We start from the raw sequence: 14,843 nt of genomic DNA, 5'->3' as shown, positions 1-14,843 counted from the left end.
GTTCTTTTCAGCAAGCTGGTTCCCAACCAGGGCAAGTGCGAAACCCTGGAAGGTGAAACGCTGCGGGCCATCAACCGTATCATCTATCGCTATTATAACGATGGCGACTACTGGTTCACTGGCTATGGTTGCGAAACCGCTGGCCCTGCCGAAACTTTCATCCGCCAGTATGCGCCAATCGACCTGCGGCCTGAACTTCTGGCCAGCGATTGCTCCGAAGATAAGGACTACGAAAAGCAACTCGAAATCATGCTGGAAAAGATTCTTACTTACATCGAGTCTCGTACTCAATATGCTCCCAATTACCAGGATATGCTGGATTGTGAGTCAAAGTACGAAGATGACGATGAAGAGGAATACGAGGAAGAATACGAAGACGAAGAAATCCTTGAATAAGGGGACACATCATGCTCGTTTGGAAGAAGATTCTCTGGCTCCGCGAACGTGTCCACGAACAGAAAAAGTGGATTGACCGTTGCGGCGGCAGTCTCAGTGGCTACATTGAGAACTACGGCGACCCTGGCGTTCCGCCTTTGAAGGACGGCAAGCCGCATATTCTCACCGTGCCTGAGAATAAGCAGCATTTCTTCAGCGAACATGAACGGGTTCCTGGCACCACAGACCAGTTTTATGCCAATCATTATGGCGACGGCGGCACCGCCATTTATGAAGCGGATTATAACCGTCTCATGGATTGGCAGCGGCAGCTTAATGACCTGGAAATCCGTAATCATGCGGCCAAGGTTAAGGCTGACGATATGGCAGGCAAGGTAAAGGTTTCAATATGAAACTAATCCGCGACTTTGGTTCTACGGGTTATTGGCATGTCGTTGTGCTGGATACTCCAGCTTGGCCATCCCGCTATTATGCAGGATATGCCAAAGACGATTTGCCCAACGGCGACTGGCGAACCTACTCCAATGCTGGTTGCTATTACTACAAAACTAAGGAAGAGGCCGAACAAGCGGCAACTGCCATTGTACCCAACAGGGCATCTAATGGAGAATAAAAATGTCTGAAAGATCAGCCGAAGTTGAATTGAGCGAAGGTGTTAGGGCATTAAATATGGCCGATAAGGTCATTGATGAGATTGTCATGCGGGTTATTAACAAACTGTATGACGATAATATCTCGCTCGCTGATAGCACCTATGTTAGAACCTATATGCTCCGCTTCGGCAGAATTGAGCGAAGAATTGCTGTCTTTGTCACCGAAGAAAAGGGCGTGGATAAGGCATTGGTAATAACCAAAGAAGATTACGATAAGATTAACGAAGACCGCAAACTTCCTCCTTGGCCTACTAAGAAGAAATAAACATGCCACAATTTGCTATAGTTTTGAAAGACCGTCAGCGGGCCAACTGGACCTGTATCACTGGCGGCGAGAACAGTACCGACGCATTGCTAACCGCCTATAAGATTTGGGCTGGCGAAGACCGCTTCCAAGAAAATTACGAAGAAGAAGGCAGCGGTAATGCCCTGGCTGAGCAACTGTTGGCCGAAGTTTTTGATTGCACTGAAATTCATCGTGCAATGGTGTTAGAATACGTTGAGCGGAAGTTGGACGGCGATCAAACAATTACTATAATCCTTTAGGAGTAATATGAAGGCCACCTATACCTCAGTGTGGGACGGCGGGATTGAAGTGGCGACCGCCTGCGAATATAATCCTGAAACCAAGGTTTGCACCGATATTGAAGATTCGGGCGTCGAAGGTGTGAATAACCTGGAAGATGAATATGTTACGTTGCCTGATGGCACGGAACTCCGCGAAAAGGATGGTGTGACCTTTGAATACTAACCTTGCACCAACGCAAAAAGAAGATACAATGAAAGAACTAAAACTATTCCTGTTTTACTTTCATGGCAAGGTTCGTGTAATTCGCGCTGCTGATGGTGAAAAAGCCCTGAATGAACTCCAAGAGCGTTACCCTTATGATCGGACCATGTTGCGCGGCACCATGACCGAATTGACGACTGGCCCTGAAAAATTACTTGGTGGCGGCTATCGTGAGCCTTGGACTGGTATCGTGTTCGACCAGAAGGAGTTAGAGGTAGAAGCAGACGCAATTAAGGAATATAACGAGACGACCGTTGAACTTTTGAAGTCTATGTTCCGAAGTAGCCCTGATGTTATTCTCGATATGATGGACGAAAAGGATGTAGAAGCGTGGCTAGAATCAAAGCACAAGACTTAACTGTGGGTATGAATGTTGTTGTAATTGCTTTTGGCGAACGTAAAGTCCACAAACTAACCAAGGCTCAATACTATCCGCCACTCCCTGGCATTAAATGCAGTGCAGGATTTATAGCAGTGGGCACCGAAGAATGGGGTAATGGTATCCCTAATCTCGCTGCTACACTCGATATAGATGAAGAAGTGGAAATTGAATAAAATGGAGTTTCTATGCTTAATTCTCTTCTCTTCGCGCTCTCACTTCTAGTTGGCTCGCCCGAAGTTGAAGCCAAGCCAGCATATTTTGAAATTAGTGTCGAAGCCAAAACGCCTTATACCGTTTATCTAAACGGCGATCAAATCGACGCTAACCGCTGCTATAAGACGCAATTTATCACTGAGAACATTAAAGTAGAAATTGAAATTCGCTACGTCTGCGGCGGCGAAGTCATCAAGAGCAAGGCTACATTAGAATTAGAACCTGGCTATAAGAAAACCATGACTATAAAGTTGTCGGCTCGACCACTGTTAGCATGGTGTTGACCAACTGCAATTGTACCCAAGAGGGCATGATGAACGCTACACTTACTGCTTGCGACAAGGATTCATCGGCTGGCTACGTTGAAACTGTTGAGTTTAGCGACAAGGATTCATTCCTGCAACGCTATAACGGGTTTAAGGAAAACGTGCCTTTCAGCCGATGGTATCTGGATTTTGAGTCGGAAGACGCAAACACTGAAACGCTAGTAGAATCCTGGCTGGAGGATTAAATGGAACCTGCTGTTGAATTCGACCTGGACCCTAAATTTGTCCAAACCCTACGGCAAGCATATTGGGAAGACGCTAACTCACTTACTGGCGGTTTCGCCAAGATTGCCAAGATTACTTGGGAAGGTCAAGAACTTTTTTGCGGTTTCTTGAATTCCAAGTATAATAGTGGGTTGCGGAGCATGTTCAACCATCCCGCAAAAGTGCTGGTGTACACCAGCAAGAGCGAACGCTACTGGCGTGCGGCTCCCCTGCTGGAAATCAATGCGGATAAAATCTGGAAGACGGTGATTTATGATTCAAACCAACCTGCTTGATACCTTGGTCAAAACCAATGCCCTTCATGTAGGCGGCGAAGGTGAAACATGCGGCAAGATTCGCGGTATTTATGAGAAGAATGGTTTTATTATGGCCATTCTGGTTACTGAGGAAGGTAAAATCTGCTCCTTACCACTTGAGAAGTTGGAAGTAGTCTCAGAACGTATTTACGCCGTTTATATGTTCTGGAACGTCAACCAGAAGATTAAAGCGATCAAGGCTATCCGTGGGGTCACGAAGATGGACCTCAAAGCCGCTAAGGATTACGTTGAGGCCCACATGGGCACCGTCAAGGTTAAGGGTGAATTGACCCTGGAAGAAGCCGAAGCAATTAAGCGTCAAATTACACACGATGACCAAATGGAATGTGAGATTCGTAAGGAATTCTAATGTATATCACCAACTGGAATAGCGTCCCTGATGGCGCAACAGTCATTGAAGACACTTATAATGAAGTTTATACTGTCTTCACCAAGGACGGGCAGAAGTGGCTCCGTCAAACTGGCTGGCAAGTAGGCAATAAGTCTGTGCCAGACTGTGAGCGACCGTGCGATTTTGAACCCGATTGCATCTACGATCAACCTTGGATAAGGATTGAATAATGTTCAGCGTAGTAATCCATAAGAACTATAAGGAACTGCGCCGCTCTAAAGGGATGCAGTTTGAAAAAGCACTGGATATTTGCCGTCAAATAAATCGGTTCAATCAGGATCATACCTGGAACGCCGAGAATGCCTACGTCGAAGAAGCCCATACCGTTAAACATCTTCCAATTGGGGAGGATTTGAATGCCTAAATTGACGCCTTATCAACTCGCTGGCCTGTGGAGCGAGATTGACGACTGCGGCTATCGCCTGCGTAATCTCAATTATAAAAACCAAGACTCTAAAGAGTTCTATAAACTGATGGACCGCTTGCGTGGCCTTGAAGATAAAATGAAGGTGCATGAGGAATCAAATGAACCTGAACGCTAATGACTTTCGGAGGAATCAAATGAACCTGAACGCTAATGACTTTCGGGAAGTAGCCAATGTAGTTGGTACTAAAATCGCCTGGACCGATGAAGAATTGCTCCAAGCAATAGAAGTCCATCAGTGTTTGGTGGCGTATTTCTCAGAGCGACGGGAGTATATGATTTGTTTTGCCCTGCGTTCTGAATTGAATGCTTTGGAGAGTTACGCATTCGCTCGTAAATGGGAGTGTAGCAACGATGGCAAGCAAAGGTGGCGTATTAGGCGGAAAGACGGCACGCTCGTTTAGCGCCTGGACAACCGTGACCGTCAGAATCGTAGCAGAAACCCGCTATCAACTCGACCTGGCAGCAAAGGCTATGGGAGTCGAATTAAGGCGGGTTCGCTCTATGAACAATGGGATTAAGACCGCATATTTCGGCACTGGCACCCGTAAGGTGGAAGTGAAGTAACTGTCATTGTACCTAATAGGGAGCAACCGCGAACTTGGTGAACGGCTGACAAAAACAATCGCGGTTGCTTCCTTTTGGAGATATAATGGTTTACGTCATTCTGGAAGATTGGGGCTACGATGGCGGCGACACTGTTGCTGCTATTTATAAGGATAAGGCAAAAGCAGAACAGGCTTGCGCTGAACTTAACGCCAAGAAGCCTTATTATCTCAAATATCGTGTCGAGGAACACGAATGCCATGAGTAAAGAACAACAAGTAGTCTATGACGCAATCAAGAGCGTCCGAGAAGGCAACCCGACCCGTCTATCAATTAAAGGGATTGATTACCTAATCGTCCCTTATGATGATTGCGAACAGGGTTTCTTTCTCTACGATAGCGTAATCTATAGATATAACTGCTACCTGTGCGAAGAGGTACTTTGTAAATATCATGGAAATAAAATCGGTATTCAGACGATTTGCTGGAAAGATGCTGGTCCTAATCCAAGACTATACAATCTTGGCGGCTTTATCCCTTTCAAGAATGTATACGGTGTAGCAATTAAAATGGGAGAACTTCATGGTATGCTGCATTTGCAAGAAGCAAATCAGGAATAAAGAAACTCGATCTTATTTCTATAAGGGCAAGGTTAAAAAGTACGGTTGCCGATCATGCAGCGAGGATGGTACGTTCGATAAGTATATCGACTCCCAAACTACCCAAAAAGAGAATCCTAAATGAACGTCTGGCTAGACGACGAACGGCCAATGCCGCCTGACTACCATATCCACGTTCGCACCGCCGAAGACGCTATTGCTTTACTTGAGACAGGCAAGGTCACTAAGATTAGCCTGGATCATGACTTAGGGCAAGTGAAGACAGGCTATGATGTGGCGAAGTGGATTGAAGAGAATGCCATTAAGGGCACATTAACCAAACTGTGCATTCGTGTTCATACTCAAAATCCTGTGGGCAGGCAGAACATTTGCGCTGCTTGCCAGAACGCTATGAAGTATTGGGGAGATAATGACCTGTAAATTCAGAACTAATATCGACTGCATGAAGAAATTCATGGGCAATATCTCTGGCTTGCCTATTGAACCGCAAGTAGGTGATTTAGTTCGTGTTTACCACGATTCACATTTTGAGGTGGATTTGAAGGTAGTACAACGTCGCTGGACCTTTACCAACGGCTCCGACCCGCAACTCACCTGTGAATTGCACTTGCCGCCCTATTGGGAGTCGCTGGCGCATTTCATTAAGGTGATGGGAGAGAATGGCATCCGATGAAAGCCTATATCCACGAAAATGAATTGTTTCCTTACTATGGCGTGAGTCTAAAACCTGGCTATCATGAGTCGGTTGCGGATGTGCCAGAAGAAACAATCCGTAAATGGCGCAAGATTTCTGCCCTGTTCCATAAGTCTCAAACTGAGATAGCAGGTGCAGTTAGGGCTTATGAAGAAAAACAGGCTGAGATTAAGCATTTAAGGCAATGCTTTACCAATCCCGCTCCTAGCCGACAAGATAAAGCCTATATCCTGCGTAAATTCAGCTGGGAGCAAATTGATACTTCTCTGTGGGAGAAGGACGGGCGACAAGTCCGATTACATGAGGCATATAATGAATGCAAACGAGAGTTCGATGAACAATACCCCACTGGTGAAGTTGCCGTTTGATGAAGCACTGTTTCAAACCTATAACTTCCTGACCAATATGGAAAAGTCCATGCAAGGCACCTTTTCCCTAGATGACATTGCCGCAGTCAGACAAACCAACTTCATCTTGTCCAAACTGATTGTCCAGTATTGCGAAGACAATCCAACTGCCATTGTACCTACTCCTGGTGACAACCAACCATAAAGGAGTTAACAATGTCTGCTGGTCAGACTGGCTTTGTTTGTGGCCGTAAAGCAAAGATCGTCGCAGTTTATACTCACTGCATCCGAGTGCTTTATCTGGAACCAACCGACCGCAGCAAAATGCTTGATTTGCCGTTTGCCCCGTTTGAATCGAATGTCCCTAAGTCCTACTGGTATAACGGAGTCTAACATGCAACTGCCGCAATGGTCGAACTATGGCAACTATAAGAGCGACAACTATGGCGCTCATACCCTTCGCTTCGATATTGGCCCCTATACCTTCTGGTATAGCTACAAAACCCTGGTCGCTTTCCGCGCTCCTGGCCACCCCCGCGTGGTCTGCGAAAACATCTGGACCGTCACCACTGGCAAACACCTGAATATGATCGACGGCGGCGATAAGAATTCCCGCGTCGATTATGATACCTTCCAGCGGCTTGTCAAAGAACTTATCGAACCCAATTTCAAAGCCGTTGCTTAAAGGTTAAAATTTGGCAAAGGCTTGGAGTTATTAAGAATACATATCTTAGACTTCTTTAAGGAGGAAAAGATATGAAGTTCTCAGCTATTATACCTGCAAGTCCGTTTGAAGATGCCCCATTTGCTGTTGTTGTAGACCTATGCAACCCAACAAGTTCGGATGAAGTAACGCTAAGCCTTGGAACCAATCCAGTCGGTGGTGTTCTCAGTGGTACTTTGACGGTAGCAGCAGTCAATGGCATTGCAACCTTTGATGATGTAGAAATTGACGATCCAGGCGAAGGTTACACTTTGATTGCAACCGCGCCTCAGCAGCGCCCAGCAGCAGGACAGTTTATGCCTGGCGTAAATGGCACCAAGCCTTGCTGCGCAACAGGCGGCTGTTTCTTCCAGCCTGGGTATTATTACAATTACCCACCATGCGGAACAACGTTCTCGCACAATACTGTCGTAAACGGTGCGGATCACAGTAATCTAAACCCTGCACCAGTAATGGAAAGCGTTGAAAGCAATCCATTCACCATATTGGTAGACTAAATGTAACACTGTTGAGCCTAGCAAACGCTAGGCTCAACTGCTATTGTACCCATCAAGTGCAAAGGAGGATACAATGAGTAATTTCGACACCTTTGTTCAGATTTATACCGAAGAACTCAAGAATGCCGTGGTCAATTACCCCGATGAATACGGCTGGCCCGTCGAAAACGTTCCGACCGTCGCTCAAAAGATGGCCGTCGCTTTCAAGAATAAGACTTACAACAAGGATGGCCGCGCTATCAAGGCAACCTGCAAACGGCTCAATATCAAATACACCTACACCGCGATTAACGAATATCTGGCAGCATGATGCAGGAGTGATTCTAATGTTGCGCTACTTCGTTCGCTACTGGCACGATTACTACAATGAAAACGGGGAATACCATCAGACTGAATGCCAGTTCAGCAACAAAAAGAAAGCAGTTCAATTTGCCCAAACTAAAGAGCGTGCTTTAGTCACTGATTTGCTCCAAAATAGAAAACTGATTTTCTCTAAATGAGCCATTACGATTACTCACTGTGGACTAAAACAACCTGCGACGGCACCCGCTATTTCTGGATTGTAGACGAAGTGAACGAAGATGACGAACAAACCATTGATAGCGGTATCGAAAATACCGAAGCCGAAGCACTTGCTAAAGTTAGGAGATATGTCCCCGATGCGTGCAATCCTTAATGCAATCGCCAATACAGCAATCCCCGTCCCGCTCCCTATTTTCATCGCCCGCAACCTTATCCTGTTTGCGGCAAGCGTAGTCTGTATCTATACTGGCCTGACCCTGCCCAATCTTCTACTGGTCGCTATGGGCTGCATCGTCCTTTATATGGTGGCCAAAGGCAAGTAAACTGCCATTGTACTCAAGAGGGAGCCATGAAATACAAAACTGTTGACACTAGCACACTGGCTGGATTGAAGCGGGCCGAATGGTATAAGGCTCACGGCTGGAAGATCGTCCGCACTGGACTCTTTATTATCCAGTTTGCAAAGAGGTAATAAATGAATTGGCAAAATCAGTTTGGCAGCAAGTCCTTTGAAGAATTCAACCGTGCCTTCTTCAAGCCCGTCGCCTAAACTGCCATTGTACCTACATTGAGTGGAGGTGAGACAATGGTTAAGAAGGTTGGACAAGCCGACATTTCTAAGAAGGTCACTTGTAAGCATTGCGGAGCAATCCTAAAGTATCTGCCCGCTGATGTAAAGTATCAAGGATTGTCCAGTATGTGCGAACCAGCGGGCGGATATAGTTATATCATCTGCCCTGAATGTAACAAACGGGTTGAATTGGCTAAATAGGGCATGTATTCAATAGCCCGATTTGGCCCAATTGAAGTAGGCAGAGTCACCGAATTAACTGGTCCTGAACCCTACTTCGTCACCGTCAACGCAGTTGCCGTAAAGCAACTATGCGGCGTCCCTGCCGCACCCGAAACAGCATTCATAAGGTCATTCAGTGACTATTATGAAGCAAGGGCTTACGCAACATCATTCTTTCCGCCTGATACTCAATCGTTCATAGAATGGACGAACTATGGAGACTAATAATGACCGCATTCAAGACCCGCGTGCTAAATTACGGCACCCCGACCCGCTGCTTCCAACTCGTTATCCAGTCTGATGATGGCGAGGAAAAGATTGTCGATGACTCCACCAATACTGCCGACCTCTTGAAGTGTTTCGATGACGCTTGCAAGGAAGCACAGAAACTCGTTGCTAATGATGGCGTGAATCGTACCGTATTGATCCGTCAAACTATCCTGCAAAAGAACGTTTGGGTGACGTAATGACTTAGAATTCCATCTAAGGCATTATTACGAAGCCAAGATTAGGGCAATAAGGAAAGAATATGAAACTCAGACTCGTCATTAACCGTACCCAAATCGAAACCTGCGAAATCGACGTGCCTGACTTAGATTCAGCTAAGAAGGAAATCGAAGCCCTAACCCACGATGATTTTAGGCAAGAAGATCATTATTATAACCTCGAAATCTTCGACGGGGATAAAGACGTGACAGGCGAAATTCAACCCTTTACCCCTAAATTGGACGGTTAATAATGGCTGAAAAGATTCTCAGAAGTGATAAAATTGTTATTACCCGCAAAGATGCCAACTTCGACCGTGCCTGTGACGAAGCCTATCGCCATGCCGTCTCCATGCTGGGTATTGACGAAGATGGACACGCCACCCGCGTCAAAGGCTGGGACCGCTCCAGTTGTTGTATCCGCGTCGTATTTGAGCGATACGAACACATTGCCTCAATGGTTGGCCATGAATACAATTATTACTTCCGTGGAGAGGCCGTTAAGTAATGGAACGCTATACCATCTTCATGATCCGCAGCGGTTCACTATTCTGGTGGACTGGCCGCAAGTGGGATTTGCGACCCTATAACGTCAAATGCTACGGCACCCGTAAAGCCGCAGAACACGCAAGCAAAACGGCGAGTAAGAAGGCCGATGAACCCGTAAGCGTAGTTGAAGGCGTCTTAGAAGCGCCGAAGTAACTGCCATTGTACCTATCGGGGCATAACCCCTGGAGAAATCAAATGGACCTGCATGACGTTATCGCTAAGTATCAAGACGAAAAGAAACTGCATCACTTTGAAGGCTCAAGCGGTATTCAGAACCTTTGTAAGTTGCTGGGCGATATGGGCTACCATGATCGTATGAACCGCATGGGGCACTACGGCGACCAACCACTAGGCAACTTGGTTGACTTCCTTGAAGATAATCCTGGCGCTATGGAAGCCATTATTACCTGGATTGGCGACCAAGATAATGAGGAATGGAAGGAAAACCTCAAGTCTGAATTGCCCATCGAAGGGGAATGCGAAGAATGCGGCGCTCCCCTGGAAACCTTTATGAAAGATATTGACGGCATTAACCTCGAAGAAGTCCACGGTTGCCCTAACTGTGATAGTTGAGGTGAATTATGCCAATTGTTGACGCCTACGCCGAACGTAAATACCAACAGGTTATGGAAGAAACCTGGGGCCATTTAAGAGCCAAACCCAATTCGTCCTATAATGGCTCATTCACCTTCGCCCACGATTTAACTGGCATGGATTGCCTATTAAACTTCGACTTCCCCGATGAATTGGATGATTCACCGTGGCTACATCAGGACATACAGGATTATATGTCCTATACCATTGAAAAGCACGGTAATAAACGCGGCACCATCTTCCGCTTTGAAGGCCGCTATGAAGTAGACTCCAAAGGCTGCCGCCGCTTTGTCGGCAAGTGTAAACAAAAGTCCCTTAATAAACTAATCCTCCTGGCAGGCAACAAATGGTAAATATCAATAACGATTGGGAACTCATTGTCGCCGTCTGCTCCCCTTGCCGTAATGCTAAGATTCCAGCAAACGTTCGCTCAGAAGCCTATGTCGCTGCCTGGAAATATACCGACGCCTACGGTCCACTAGGCTATATGCCCGACCAAGGCTATGACTGGTCTGGCTTTAGAGATTCCACCGAAGAAAGTACCAAGAATTCCGCTGAGGCAATCCGTAATGTCTTAGCCAAACATAATATCACCGAATTCGAGGTCGAAAAGACGATATGATTACGCTCAAGAATCCTGAACAGACACGGCAAGTAATGAATGAAATCTTTAAGGCCGCGCTCTATGGAGAAACAATGAGAACCGAATACGAAATCCTGAAAGACCTCAAGCGTATCGAAATCGAACTATCACCCGAAAACCTGACCCACGACGGCGAACTACCGCCCTCAGCCTACTCCGCTAGGTCAAAGGAACTCTATAAGGAACGCGCCAAACTGGTCAAGGAACTAGGGCGAGAACCTACCGAAAAAGAGATTTGGGGAATCTGACATTGTACCTTAGAAGGCATGGAGGGACCAATGGGAGTTGACTATCACGTTTATGTTGGACCTGTTCTGGTCTGTAAGTATCACCAGAACGACGTTGTAACTAAGACTACAAAACAGGAACGCCGCTGCCCTAATAACCATAAGAGCGATGGCGCTTTCTGCTCCAAGTGCGGTCTGCCCGCTACCACGAAAACCGTCGAAAGGGAACATACCAAAAAGGTTAAGTCCGTCGATTCATTCTACGACATTATGAGCGAAGGCGGATTCAGGGAAGATACGTTCGATGACTGCTGGGGCGGGCTGAATTGCGAAGAATTTGTCGATAGTTGCGATACTCTTGCACCGCAAGTTGATAAATTCAACGAACTACTAGGCCGCAAAACTAATCTGGATTCCAGAGGCTTTGTCCTGCACTTCCAAGGCGAACTAAACGCCAAGGATGAAATGAAGAAATGCGAAGAATTCTTCGCCAAGGAAATCGCTCTGCTCCGCAGCAAATATGACTCCGTGACCGTCGATTGGATGATCCTGACCACGGGTAGATAAATGAATACAACCGACGCTGCTACCCTGGCCCGCTCCCTAATGATCGAACACGGTGTAGGCGATTGGGCCTTTGAATTCGACCGCGCTAAGAAACGCGCTGGTTGTTGCAAACACCGTAAACACATGCTAACCTTGTCCAGTTATTACATCCAAAATAACTCGGACGAGGATATTAAAGACACCATTCTTCATGAGATTGCTCACGCAATCGCTGGCCCGAAACAAGGTCATAATGAAGTATGGAAGACCATTTGCCGTAAGATTGGCGCAAGGCCAATCCGTTGCTATGGCTCTCACGTCGATATGCCTAAAGGCCGCTGGCAAGCGAAATGCCCAACCTGTAAACAGGAATTTCATTGCCACCGTAAACCCAAAAACCATAAAAATCGCTATTGTCGGGCTTGTGGGCCAGTTAATGGCTCAATGTCGTTCGCTCTTGCATAAATAATGTATGGATTTTCGTAGCTGGATGAAAGATAATAAACCTGTATGGCATGAATGCTACTTCGGCGGCGCTTTCAACCCCATTCATTATGGACACATTGAAGCCGCGCTGGAGGCTCAAAATACTCTCAGGAAACCCGTTGTCCTTCTTCCATCAGGAAATCCACCCCATAAACAAAACCTGATCCCTTTTATCCATCGCTATAAAATGTGCGAATTAGTCGCCCAACACTATAACTTCAAAGTCTCTAAAGCCGAACAAGGAACTACACCAACACCAACTATTAACACCCTAAGAAACCTTGTTCCCGACTTTGAAAACTACCTAGTCCCGTTCCTGGTCGGCACCGACTCAATCCAGAACCTACATACATGGATTGAACCCGATGCCCTAAGCAAAAATGTCCTTTGGGTTGTCGCCCCTAGAGGGAATGCCCCCATTGAAAACCCTAAATTGAAATTAAATGTCCTTACACTGAAATCACCCCCAATTGACGTATCCGCAACCATGATACGCCAGTTAGTCCAAAAGAGAGATTATAACACTCTCAAGAAATATCTCCCTGATTATGTCCTAGACTACATCATCCAACTGAGATTGTACCATGAATAGCCGTAAAGACCTAAGAAATTGGTGCTACGAACATACCAATAACTGGTCTGATAACGATATTGAACAACTGACGGATGCCATCCAATCCCACCCCGACCGCCCCCAATGGTCGCAAGATTGGACCGCATTCCTCAACTCTCTACCCGCTCTGGAGGCCGTCGTGGAACTACAACAAGAACTAAACGAAACTCTCTTTTTCACCGTTATTAACCCAGATAACGTTGAACAAGAAGAACGTATCGAAATCGAATGCAAGAAAGCCGAAAAAACCTTCGTTATTAACGGCCTGGCAATCGACCACCAACAACTTGCCGAACTAGGCACCCTGCTCCTAGCCCTCGCCTGTAAAGCCGAATCACCCGATATTGACTCTTGCGCCGAATTACTCGATGGCTTTAATCTCCCAATCCCCACCAAGGCATTGAAGGAATTGGCTAATAATGGCAACGGCTAAAGAACTACTCGCAGAAGCCGAATACCACGCTGGCTGCGATGACCCCGACCTCGCTGCCCATGCCATTATTAAGTTGTGGCAGACAAAACAATATGATACTGAGGCTAAACAATTAGCCAATGCAATCAGCGGCGTTAAAGGCTTCCCTAAACTAGACTTAGATAAGGTGAAACGATGAAGGTTGACCCACGCTTTAAGGATACTGAATTCGTGGTCGAAGCCGATTCATTCGCCATGCAAGCCCTGTGGGAGAAATTCTCCACGCAATCCCTGTATCGCACCCCCCAAAATATCTATAATTGGGAACAGGATTGCCGTGGCTTTATGGAAACCATTGGCCATGTTAATAAGATGCCAGTCTGCGTCTGCTTCTTCTGGTATAAAATTAACGGCCATTTAATCCTGTTCTATGAAGCAACTAGCCAAGTGGTCGATCATCGAATGATCGAAGAATGGCTCGATAAGTATTGTAATCCAAAACATAATGGCTCTAAGGCACGCTGCAACGCCAGCAACTTCCATCACGCTCTAGGATATATCCGCGATTGCGAAGCCCTAGACCTCCTGCAACGTGCCAAAAAGACCGATGATAAAGAACTGAAATCAACCTTGCTGGAACGCTGCTGGAAGGATTATTCCTGGGCCTATGATAAGGAAGTTGTCAAAGAAGCCCAAAATGTAGGTAAAGTCTTTGTGGATTACCTGATGAAGATGCGCCCCAGCAATGGCGCGATAAACTGACATTGTACCACCAATAGCAGGAGGACAAACAAATGAACTGGCGTCATAAGATCGAACTGAATCAGGTTATTAACCAGATGACCGACAAGTATGACCTGTCACGCTTTGAAAAGCGATGCCCAACCGAGGTCAAGGAAACACTCGCCACCGAAGTTGCCAAGGCTCCACCCCTGGCCCGCTTCGCTGACCTAATCCGTAAAGCCAAGACCATTGCGGCTGTCAACCGAATCTTGGAAAATGTCTTCAACGAAGCCGATTATCACAAAGTATGGTGCGGAATCTAATGCTACATACCCTCGTTCGTATCCACGGCGGCAAAGAAACCGTTTATATGACCGACACCCTGCCAAGGGTCAAGGCTCGTAAACGCGCCCTGGAAACTAGCCAGCGGAATCAGCGAATGAACTACCACATTCGCCCCGCTCACGAAAATGAACTCAAATACCGCCGCCCACCATCCTTTAACTTTGACCCCAGCGGCGATGCTGGCTCTAAGAAATACCTGACCCGTAAGGCTAACGCCAAACGGATCAAACAGAAAAACCCACGAAAGCGACTCAAAGATGACAGCAACAGTGATAGCCCTGGATAAAGATTCATCAGCATCCTATAGCGAAACCCTGCACTTCACTAATAAGGAACAATTCCTGACTCAGTACGTTGAAT

General features: G+C 46.4%; 43 protein-coding genes. All 43 read left to right on the top strand.

Annotation, left to right across the window (positions count from 1 at the left end; translation table 11 throughout):
- A partial coding sequence (locus ACOSYY_RS19450) for a hypothetical protein (RefSeq protein WP_421664594.1) occupies positions 1-396 on the top strand: 396 nt, incomplete at its 5' end.
- Positions 397-407: 11 nt separating this feature from the next.
- The gene (locus tag ACOSYY_RS19445) at positions 408-788 is read left to right on the top strand and encodes a hypothetical protein (protein WP_421664592.1); all 381 of its coding nucleotides are present in this window, start codon (positions 408-410) and stop codon (positions 786-788) included.
- Positions 785-1,009: a hypothetical protein gene (locus ACOSYY_RS19440; protein WP_421664591.1), complete on the top strand. Its 225-nt coding sequence runs from the start codon at positions 785-787 to the stop codon at positions 1,007-1,009. The genes ACOSYY_RS19445 and ACOSYY_RS19440 overlap by 4 nt, the downstream gene beginning before the upstream one ends.
- Before the next feature lie 2 nt (positions 1,010-1,011).
- The gene (locus tag ACOSYY_RS19435; RefSeq protein ID WP_421664590.1) at positions 1,012-1,314 is read left to right on the top strand and encodes a hypothetical protein; all 303 of its coding nucleotides are present in this window, start codon (positions 1,012-1,014) and stop codon (positions 1,312-1,314) included.
- A 2-nt stretch (positions 1,315-1,316) separates the two neighbouring features.
- Positions 1,317-1,595, top strand: coding sequence for a hypothetical protein (locus ACOSYY_RS19430; RefSeq protein ID WP_421664588.1), 279 nt, complete (start codon positions 1,317-1,319; stop codon positions 1,593-1,595).
- A gap of 7 nt (positions 1,596-1,602) precedes the next feature.
- Positions 1,603-1,800 (top strand): hypothetical protein, encoded by a 198-nt coding sequence (locus tag ACOSYY_RS19425; protein ID WP_421664587.1) that lies wholly within the window; start codon positions 1,603-1,605, stop codon positions 1,798-1,800.
- Between the two features lie 28 nt (positions 1,801-1,828).
- Entirely contained in the window at positions 1,829-2,197 is a 369-nt protein-coding gene (locus ACOSYY_RS19420) for a hypothetical protein (RefSeq protein ID WP_421664585.1), read from the top strand.
- Complete coding sequence (locus tag ACOSYY_RS19415; protein ID WP_421664584.1) at positions 2,170-2,394, top strand: hypothetical protein; 225 nt, start codon at positions 2,170-2,172, stop codon at positions 2,392-2,394. The genes ACOSYY_RS19420 and ACOSYY_RS19415 overlap by 28 nt, the downstream gene beginning before the upstream one ends.
- Positions 2,395-2,406: 12 nt before the next feature.
- Entirely contained in the window at positions 2,407-2,718 is a 312-nt protein-coding gene (locus ACOSYY_RS19410; protein ID WP_421664582.1) for a hypothetical protein, read from the top strand.
- Between the two features lie 26 nt (positions 2,719-2,744).
- Positions 2,745-2,945 (top strand): hypothetical protein, encoded by a 201-nt coding sequence (locus tag ACOSYY_RS19405; RefSeq protein WP_421664581.1) that lies wholly within the window; start codon positions 2,745-2,747, stop codon positions 2,943-2,945.
- Complete coding sequence (locus ACOSYY_RS19400) at positions 2,946-3,260, top strand: hypothetical protein (protein WP_421664579.1); 315 nt, start codon at positions 2,946-2,948, stop codon at positions 3,258-3,260.
- Positions 3,238-3,651 carry a ribosomal protein L7/L12 gene (locus ACOSYY_RS19395; protein ID WP_421664578.1) on the top strand — a complete coding sequence of 138 codons (414 nt, stop codon included), beginning with the start codon at positions 3,238-3,240 and terminating at the stop codon, positions 3,649-3,651. Before ACOSYY_RS19400 ends, ACOSYY_RS19395 begins: the two co-directional genes overlap by 23 nt.
- A 211-nt stretch (positions 3,652-3,862) precedes the next feature.
- A complete protein-coding gene (locus ACOSYY_RS19390) occupies positions 3,863-4,057 on the top strand; it encodes a hypothetical protein (RefSeq protein WP_421664577.1) in 195 nt (64 codons plus the stop codon).
- On the top strand, positions 4,050-4,235 hold the full coding sequence (locus ACOSYY_RS19385; RefSeq protein WP_421664576.1) for a hypothetical protein: 186 nt from the start codon (positions 4,050-4,052) through the stop codon (positions 4,233-4,235). Before ACOSYY_RS19390 ends, ACOSYY_RS19385 begins: the two co-directional genes overlap by 8 nt.
- Positions 4,236-4,471: 236 nt before the next feature.
- The gene (locus ACOSYY_RS19380) at positions 4,472-4,684 is read left to right on the top strand and encodes a hypothetical protein (protein WP_421664574.1); all 213 of its coding nucleotides are present in this window, start codon (positions 4,472-4,474) and stop codon (positions 4,682-4,684) included.
- A gap of 85 nt (positions 4,685-4,769) precedes the next feature.
- Positions 4,770-4,931, top strand: a complete 162-nt coding sequence (locus ACOSYY_RS19375) for a hypothetical protein (RefSeq protein ID WP_421664572.1) — start codon at positions 4,770-4,772, stop codon at positions 4,929-4,931.
- Positions 4,924-5,283 carry a hypothetical protein gene (locus ACOSYY_RS19370; protein WP_421664570.1) on the top strand — a complete coding sequence of 120 codons (360 nt, stop codon included), beginning with the start codon at positions 4,924-4,926 and terminating at the stop codon, positions 5,281-5,283. The genes ACOSYY_RS19375 and ACOSYY_RS19370 overlap by 8 nt, the downstream gene beginning before the upstream one ends.
- A gap of 120 nt (positions 5,284-5,403) precedes the next feature.
- Entirely contained in the window at positions 5,404-5,703 is a 300-nt protein-coding gene (locus tag ACOSYY_RS19365) for a cyclic-phosphate processing receiver domain-containing protein (protein ID WP_421664569.1), read from the top strand.
- A gap of 22 nt (positions 5,704-5,725) precedes the next feature.
- Positions 5,726-5,956: a hypothetical protein gene (locus ACOSYY_RS19360; RefSeq protein WP_421664568.1), complete on the top strand. Its 231-nt coding sequence runs from the start codon at positions 5,726-5,728 to the stop codon at positions 5,954-5,956.
- Positions 5,953-6,345 (top strand): hypothetical protein, encoded by a 393-nt coding sequence (locus ACOSYY_RS19355; protein ID WP_421664567.1) that lies wholly within the window; start codon positions 5,953-5,955, stop codon positions 6,343-6,345. The genes ACOSYY_RS19360 and ACOSYY_RS19355 overlap by 4 nt, the downstream gene beginning before the upstream one ends.
- Positions 6,311-6,529 (top strand): hypothetical protein, encoded by a 219-nt coding sequence (locus ACOSYY_RS19350; RefSeq protein WP_421664566.1) that lies wholly within the window; start codon positions 6,311-6,313, stop codon positions 6,527-6,529. The genes ACOSYY_RS19355 and ACOSYY_RS19350 overlap by 35 nt, the downstream gene beginning before the upstream one ends.
- Positions 6,530-6,718: 189 nt before the next feature.
- Positions 6,719-7,009 carry a DUF8033 domain-containing protein gene (locus ACOSYY_RS19345; RefSeq protein WP_421664565.1) on the top strand — a complete coding sequence of 97 codons (291 nt, stop codon included), beginning with the start codon at positions 6,719-6,721 and terminating at the stop codon, positions 7,007-7,009.
- A gap of 71 nt (positions 7,010-7,080) precedes the next feature.
- Positions 7,081-7,545 carry a hypothetical protein gene (locus tag ACOSYY_RS19340; RefSeq protein ID WP_421664563.1) on the top strand — a complete coding sequence of 155 codons (465 nt, stop codon included), beginning with the start codon at positions 7,081-7,083 and terminating at the stop codon, positions 7,543-7,545.
- A 73-nt stretch (positions 7,546-7,618) separates the two neighbouring features.
- Positions 7,619-7,855, top strand: coding sequence for a hypothetical protein (locus ACOSYY_RS19335; RefSeq protein ID WP_421664561.1), 237 nt, complete (start codon positions 7,619-7,621; stop codon positions 7,853-7,855).
- Positions 7,856-7,871: 16 nt separating this feature from the next.
- Positions 7,872-8,045: a hypothetical protein gene (locus tag ACOSYY_RS19330; RefSeq protein WP_421664560.1), complete on the top strand. Its 174-nt coding sequence runs from the start codon at positions 7,872-7,874 to the stop codon at positions 8,043-8,045.
- Entirely contained in the window at positions 8,042-8,221 is a 180-nt protein-coding gene (locus tag ACOSYY_RS19325; RefSeq protein ID WP_421664558.1) for a hypothetical protein, read from the top strand. The genes ACOSYY_RS19330 and ACOSYY_RS19325 overlap by 4 nt, the downstream gene beginning before the upstream one ends.
- Positions 8,205-8,390: a hypothetical protein gene (locus ACOSYY_RS19320; protein WP_421664556.1), complete on the top strand. Its 186-nt coding sequence runs from the start codon at positions 8,205-8,207 to the stop codon at positions 8,388-8,390. Before ACOSYY_RS19325 ends, ACOSYY_RS19320 begins: the two co-directional genes overlap by 17 nt.
- Positions 8,391-9,087: 697 nt before the next feature.
- Positions 9,088-9,327 (top strand): hypothetical protein, encoded by a 240-nt coding sequence (locus tag ACOSYY_RS19315; RefSeq protein WP_421664555.1) that lies wholly within the window; start codon positions 9,088-9,090, stop codon positions 9,325-9,327.
- Positions 9,328-9,389: 62 nt separating this feature from the next.
- A complete protein-coding gene (locus ACOSYY_RS19310) occupies positions 9,390-9,596 on the top strand; it encodes a hypothetical protein (RefSeq protein ID WP_421664553.1) in 207 nt (68 codons plus the stop codon).
- 2 nt (positions 9,597-9,598) lie between these two features.
- The gene (locus ACOSYY_RS19305; protein WP_421664552.1) at positions 9,599-9,853 is read left to right on the top strand and encodes a hypothetical protein; all 255 of its coding nucleotides are present in this window, start codon (positions 9,599-9,601) and stop codon (positions 9,851-9,853) included.
- Positions 9,853-10,047, top strand: a complete 195-nt coding sequence (locus tag ACOSYY_RS19300) for a hypothetical protein (protein WP_421664550.1) — start codon at positions 9,853-9,855, stop codon at positions 10,045-10,047. The genes ACOSYY_RS19305 and ACOSYY_RS19300 overlap by 1 nt, the downstream gene beginning before the upstream one ends.
- Positions 10,048-10,089: 42 nt before the next feature.
- The gene (locus ACOSYY_RS19295; RefSeq protein WP_421664549.1) at positions 10,090-10,467 is read left to right on the top strand and encodes a hypothetical protein; all 378 of its coding nucleotides are present in this window, start codon (positions 10,090-10,092) and stop codon (positions 10,465-10,467) included.
- Between the two features lie 8 nt (positions 10,468-10,475).
- Positions 10,476-10,841: a hypothetical protein gene (locus ACOSYY_RS19290; protein ID WP_421664547.1), complete on the top strand. Its 366-nt coding sequence runs from the start codon at positions 10,476-10,478 to the stop codon at positions 10,839-10,841.
- Entirely contained in the window at positions 10,835-11,110 is a 276-nt protein-coding gene (locus ACOSYY_RS19285) for a hypothetical protein (protein WP_421664545.1), read from the top strand. The genes ACOSYY_RS19290 and ACOSYY_RS19285 overlap by 7 nt, the downstream gene beginning before the upstream one ends.
- Positions 11,107-11,379, top strand: a complete 273-nt coding sequence (locus ACOSYY_RS19280; RefSeq protein WP_421664543.1) for a hypothetical protein — start codon at positions 11,107-11,109, stop codon at positions 11,377-11,379. The genes ACOSYY_RS19285 and ACOSYY_RS19280 overlap by 4 nt, the downstream gene beginning before the upstream one ends.
- Positions 11,380-11,409: 30 nt before the next feature.
- On the top strand, positions 11,410-11,925 hold the full coding sequence (locus ACOSYY_RS19275) for a hypothetical protein (RefSeq protein WP_421664542.1): 516 nt from the start codon (positions 11,410-11,412) through the stop codon (positions 11,923-11,925).
- A complete protein-coding gene (locus tag ACOSYY_RS19270) occupies positions 11,926-12,369 on the top strand; it encodes a SprT-like domain-containing protein (protein ID WP_421664540.1) in 444 nt (147 codons plus the stop codon).
- 25 nt (positions 12,370-12,394) lie between these two features.
- Positions 12,395-12,982, top strand: coding sequence for a nicotinate (nicotinamide) nucleotide adenylyltransferase (nadD, locus tag ACOSYY_RS19265; protein WP_421664538.1), 588 nt, complete (start codon positions 12,395-12,397; stop codon positions 12,980-12,982).
- Positions 12,975-13,436 carry a hypothetical protein gene (locus ACOSYY_RS19260; RefSeq protein WP_421664537.1) on the top strand — a complete coding sequence of 154 codons (462 nt, stop codon included), beginning with the start codon at positions 12,975-12,977 and terminating at the stop codon, positions 13,434-13,436. Before nadD ends, ACOSYY_RS19260 begins: the two co-directional genes overlap by 8 nt.
- Complete coding sequence (locus ACOSYY_RS19255; protein WP_421664536.1) at positions 13,423-13,614, top strand: hypothetical protein; 192 nt, start codon at positions 13,423-13,425, stop codon at positions 13,612-13,614. Before ACOSYY_RS19260 ends, ACOSYY_RS19255 begins: the two co-directional genes overlap by 14 nt.
- Entirely contained in the window at positions 13,611-14,177 is a 567-nt protein-coding gene (locus ACOSYY_RS19250) for a hypothetical protein (protein WP_421664535.1), read from the top strand. The genes ACOSYY_RS19255 and ACOSYY_RS19250 overlap by 4 nt, the downstream gene beginning before the upstream one ends.
- 32 nt (positions 14,178-14,209) lie before the next feature.
- Positions 14,210-14,461 (top strand): hypothetical protein, encoded by a 252-nt coding sequence (locus ACOSYY_RS19245; protein ID WP_421664533.1) that lies wholly within the window; start codon positions 14,210-14,212, stop codon positions 14,459-14,461.
- Entirely contained in the window at positions 14,461-14,769 is a 309-nt protein-coding gene (locus ACOSYY_RS19240; RefSeq protein ID WP_421664532.1) for a hypothetical protein, read from the top strand. Before ACOSYY_RS19245 ends, ACOSYY_RS19240 begins: the two co-directional genes overlap by 1 nt.
- Positions 14,770-14,843: the final 74 nt, after the last annotated feature.

It is taken from the genome of Nitrospira sp. BLG_2 (assembly GCF_049222245.1).
Note: the sequence above shows the minus strand (reverse complement) of the source record. Positions and strands in the feature narration are given on the sequence as shown.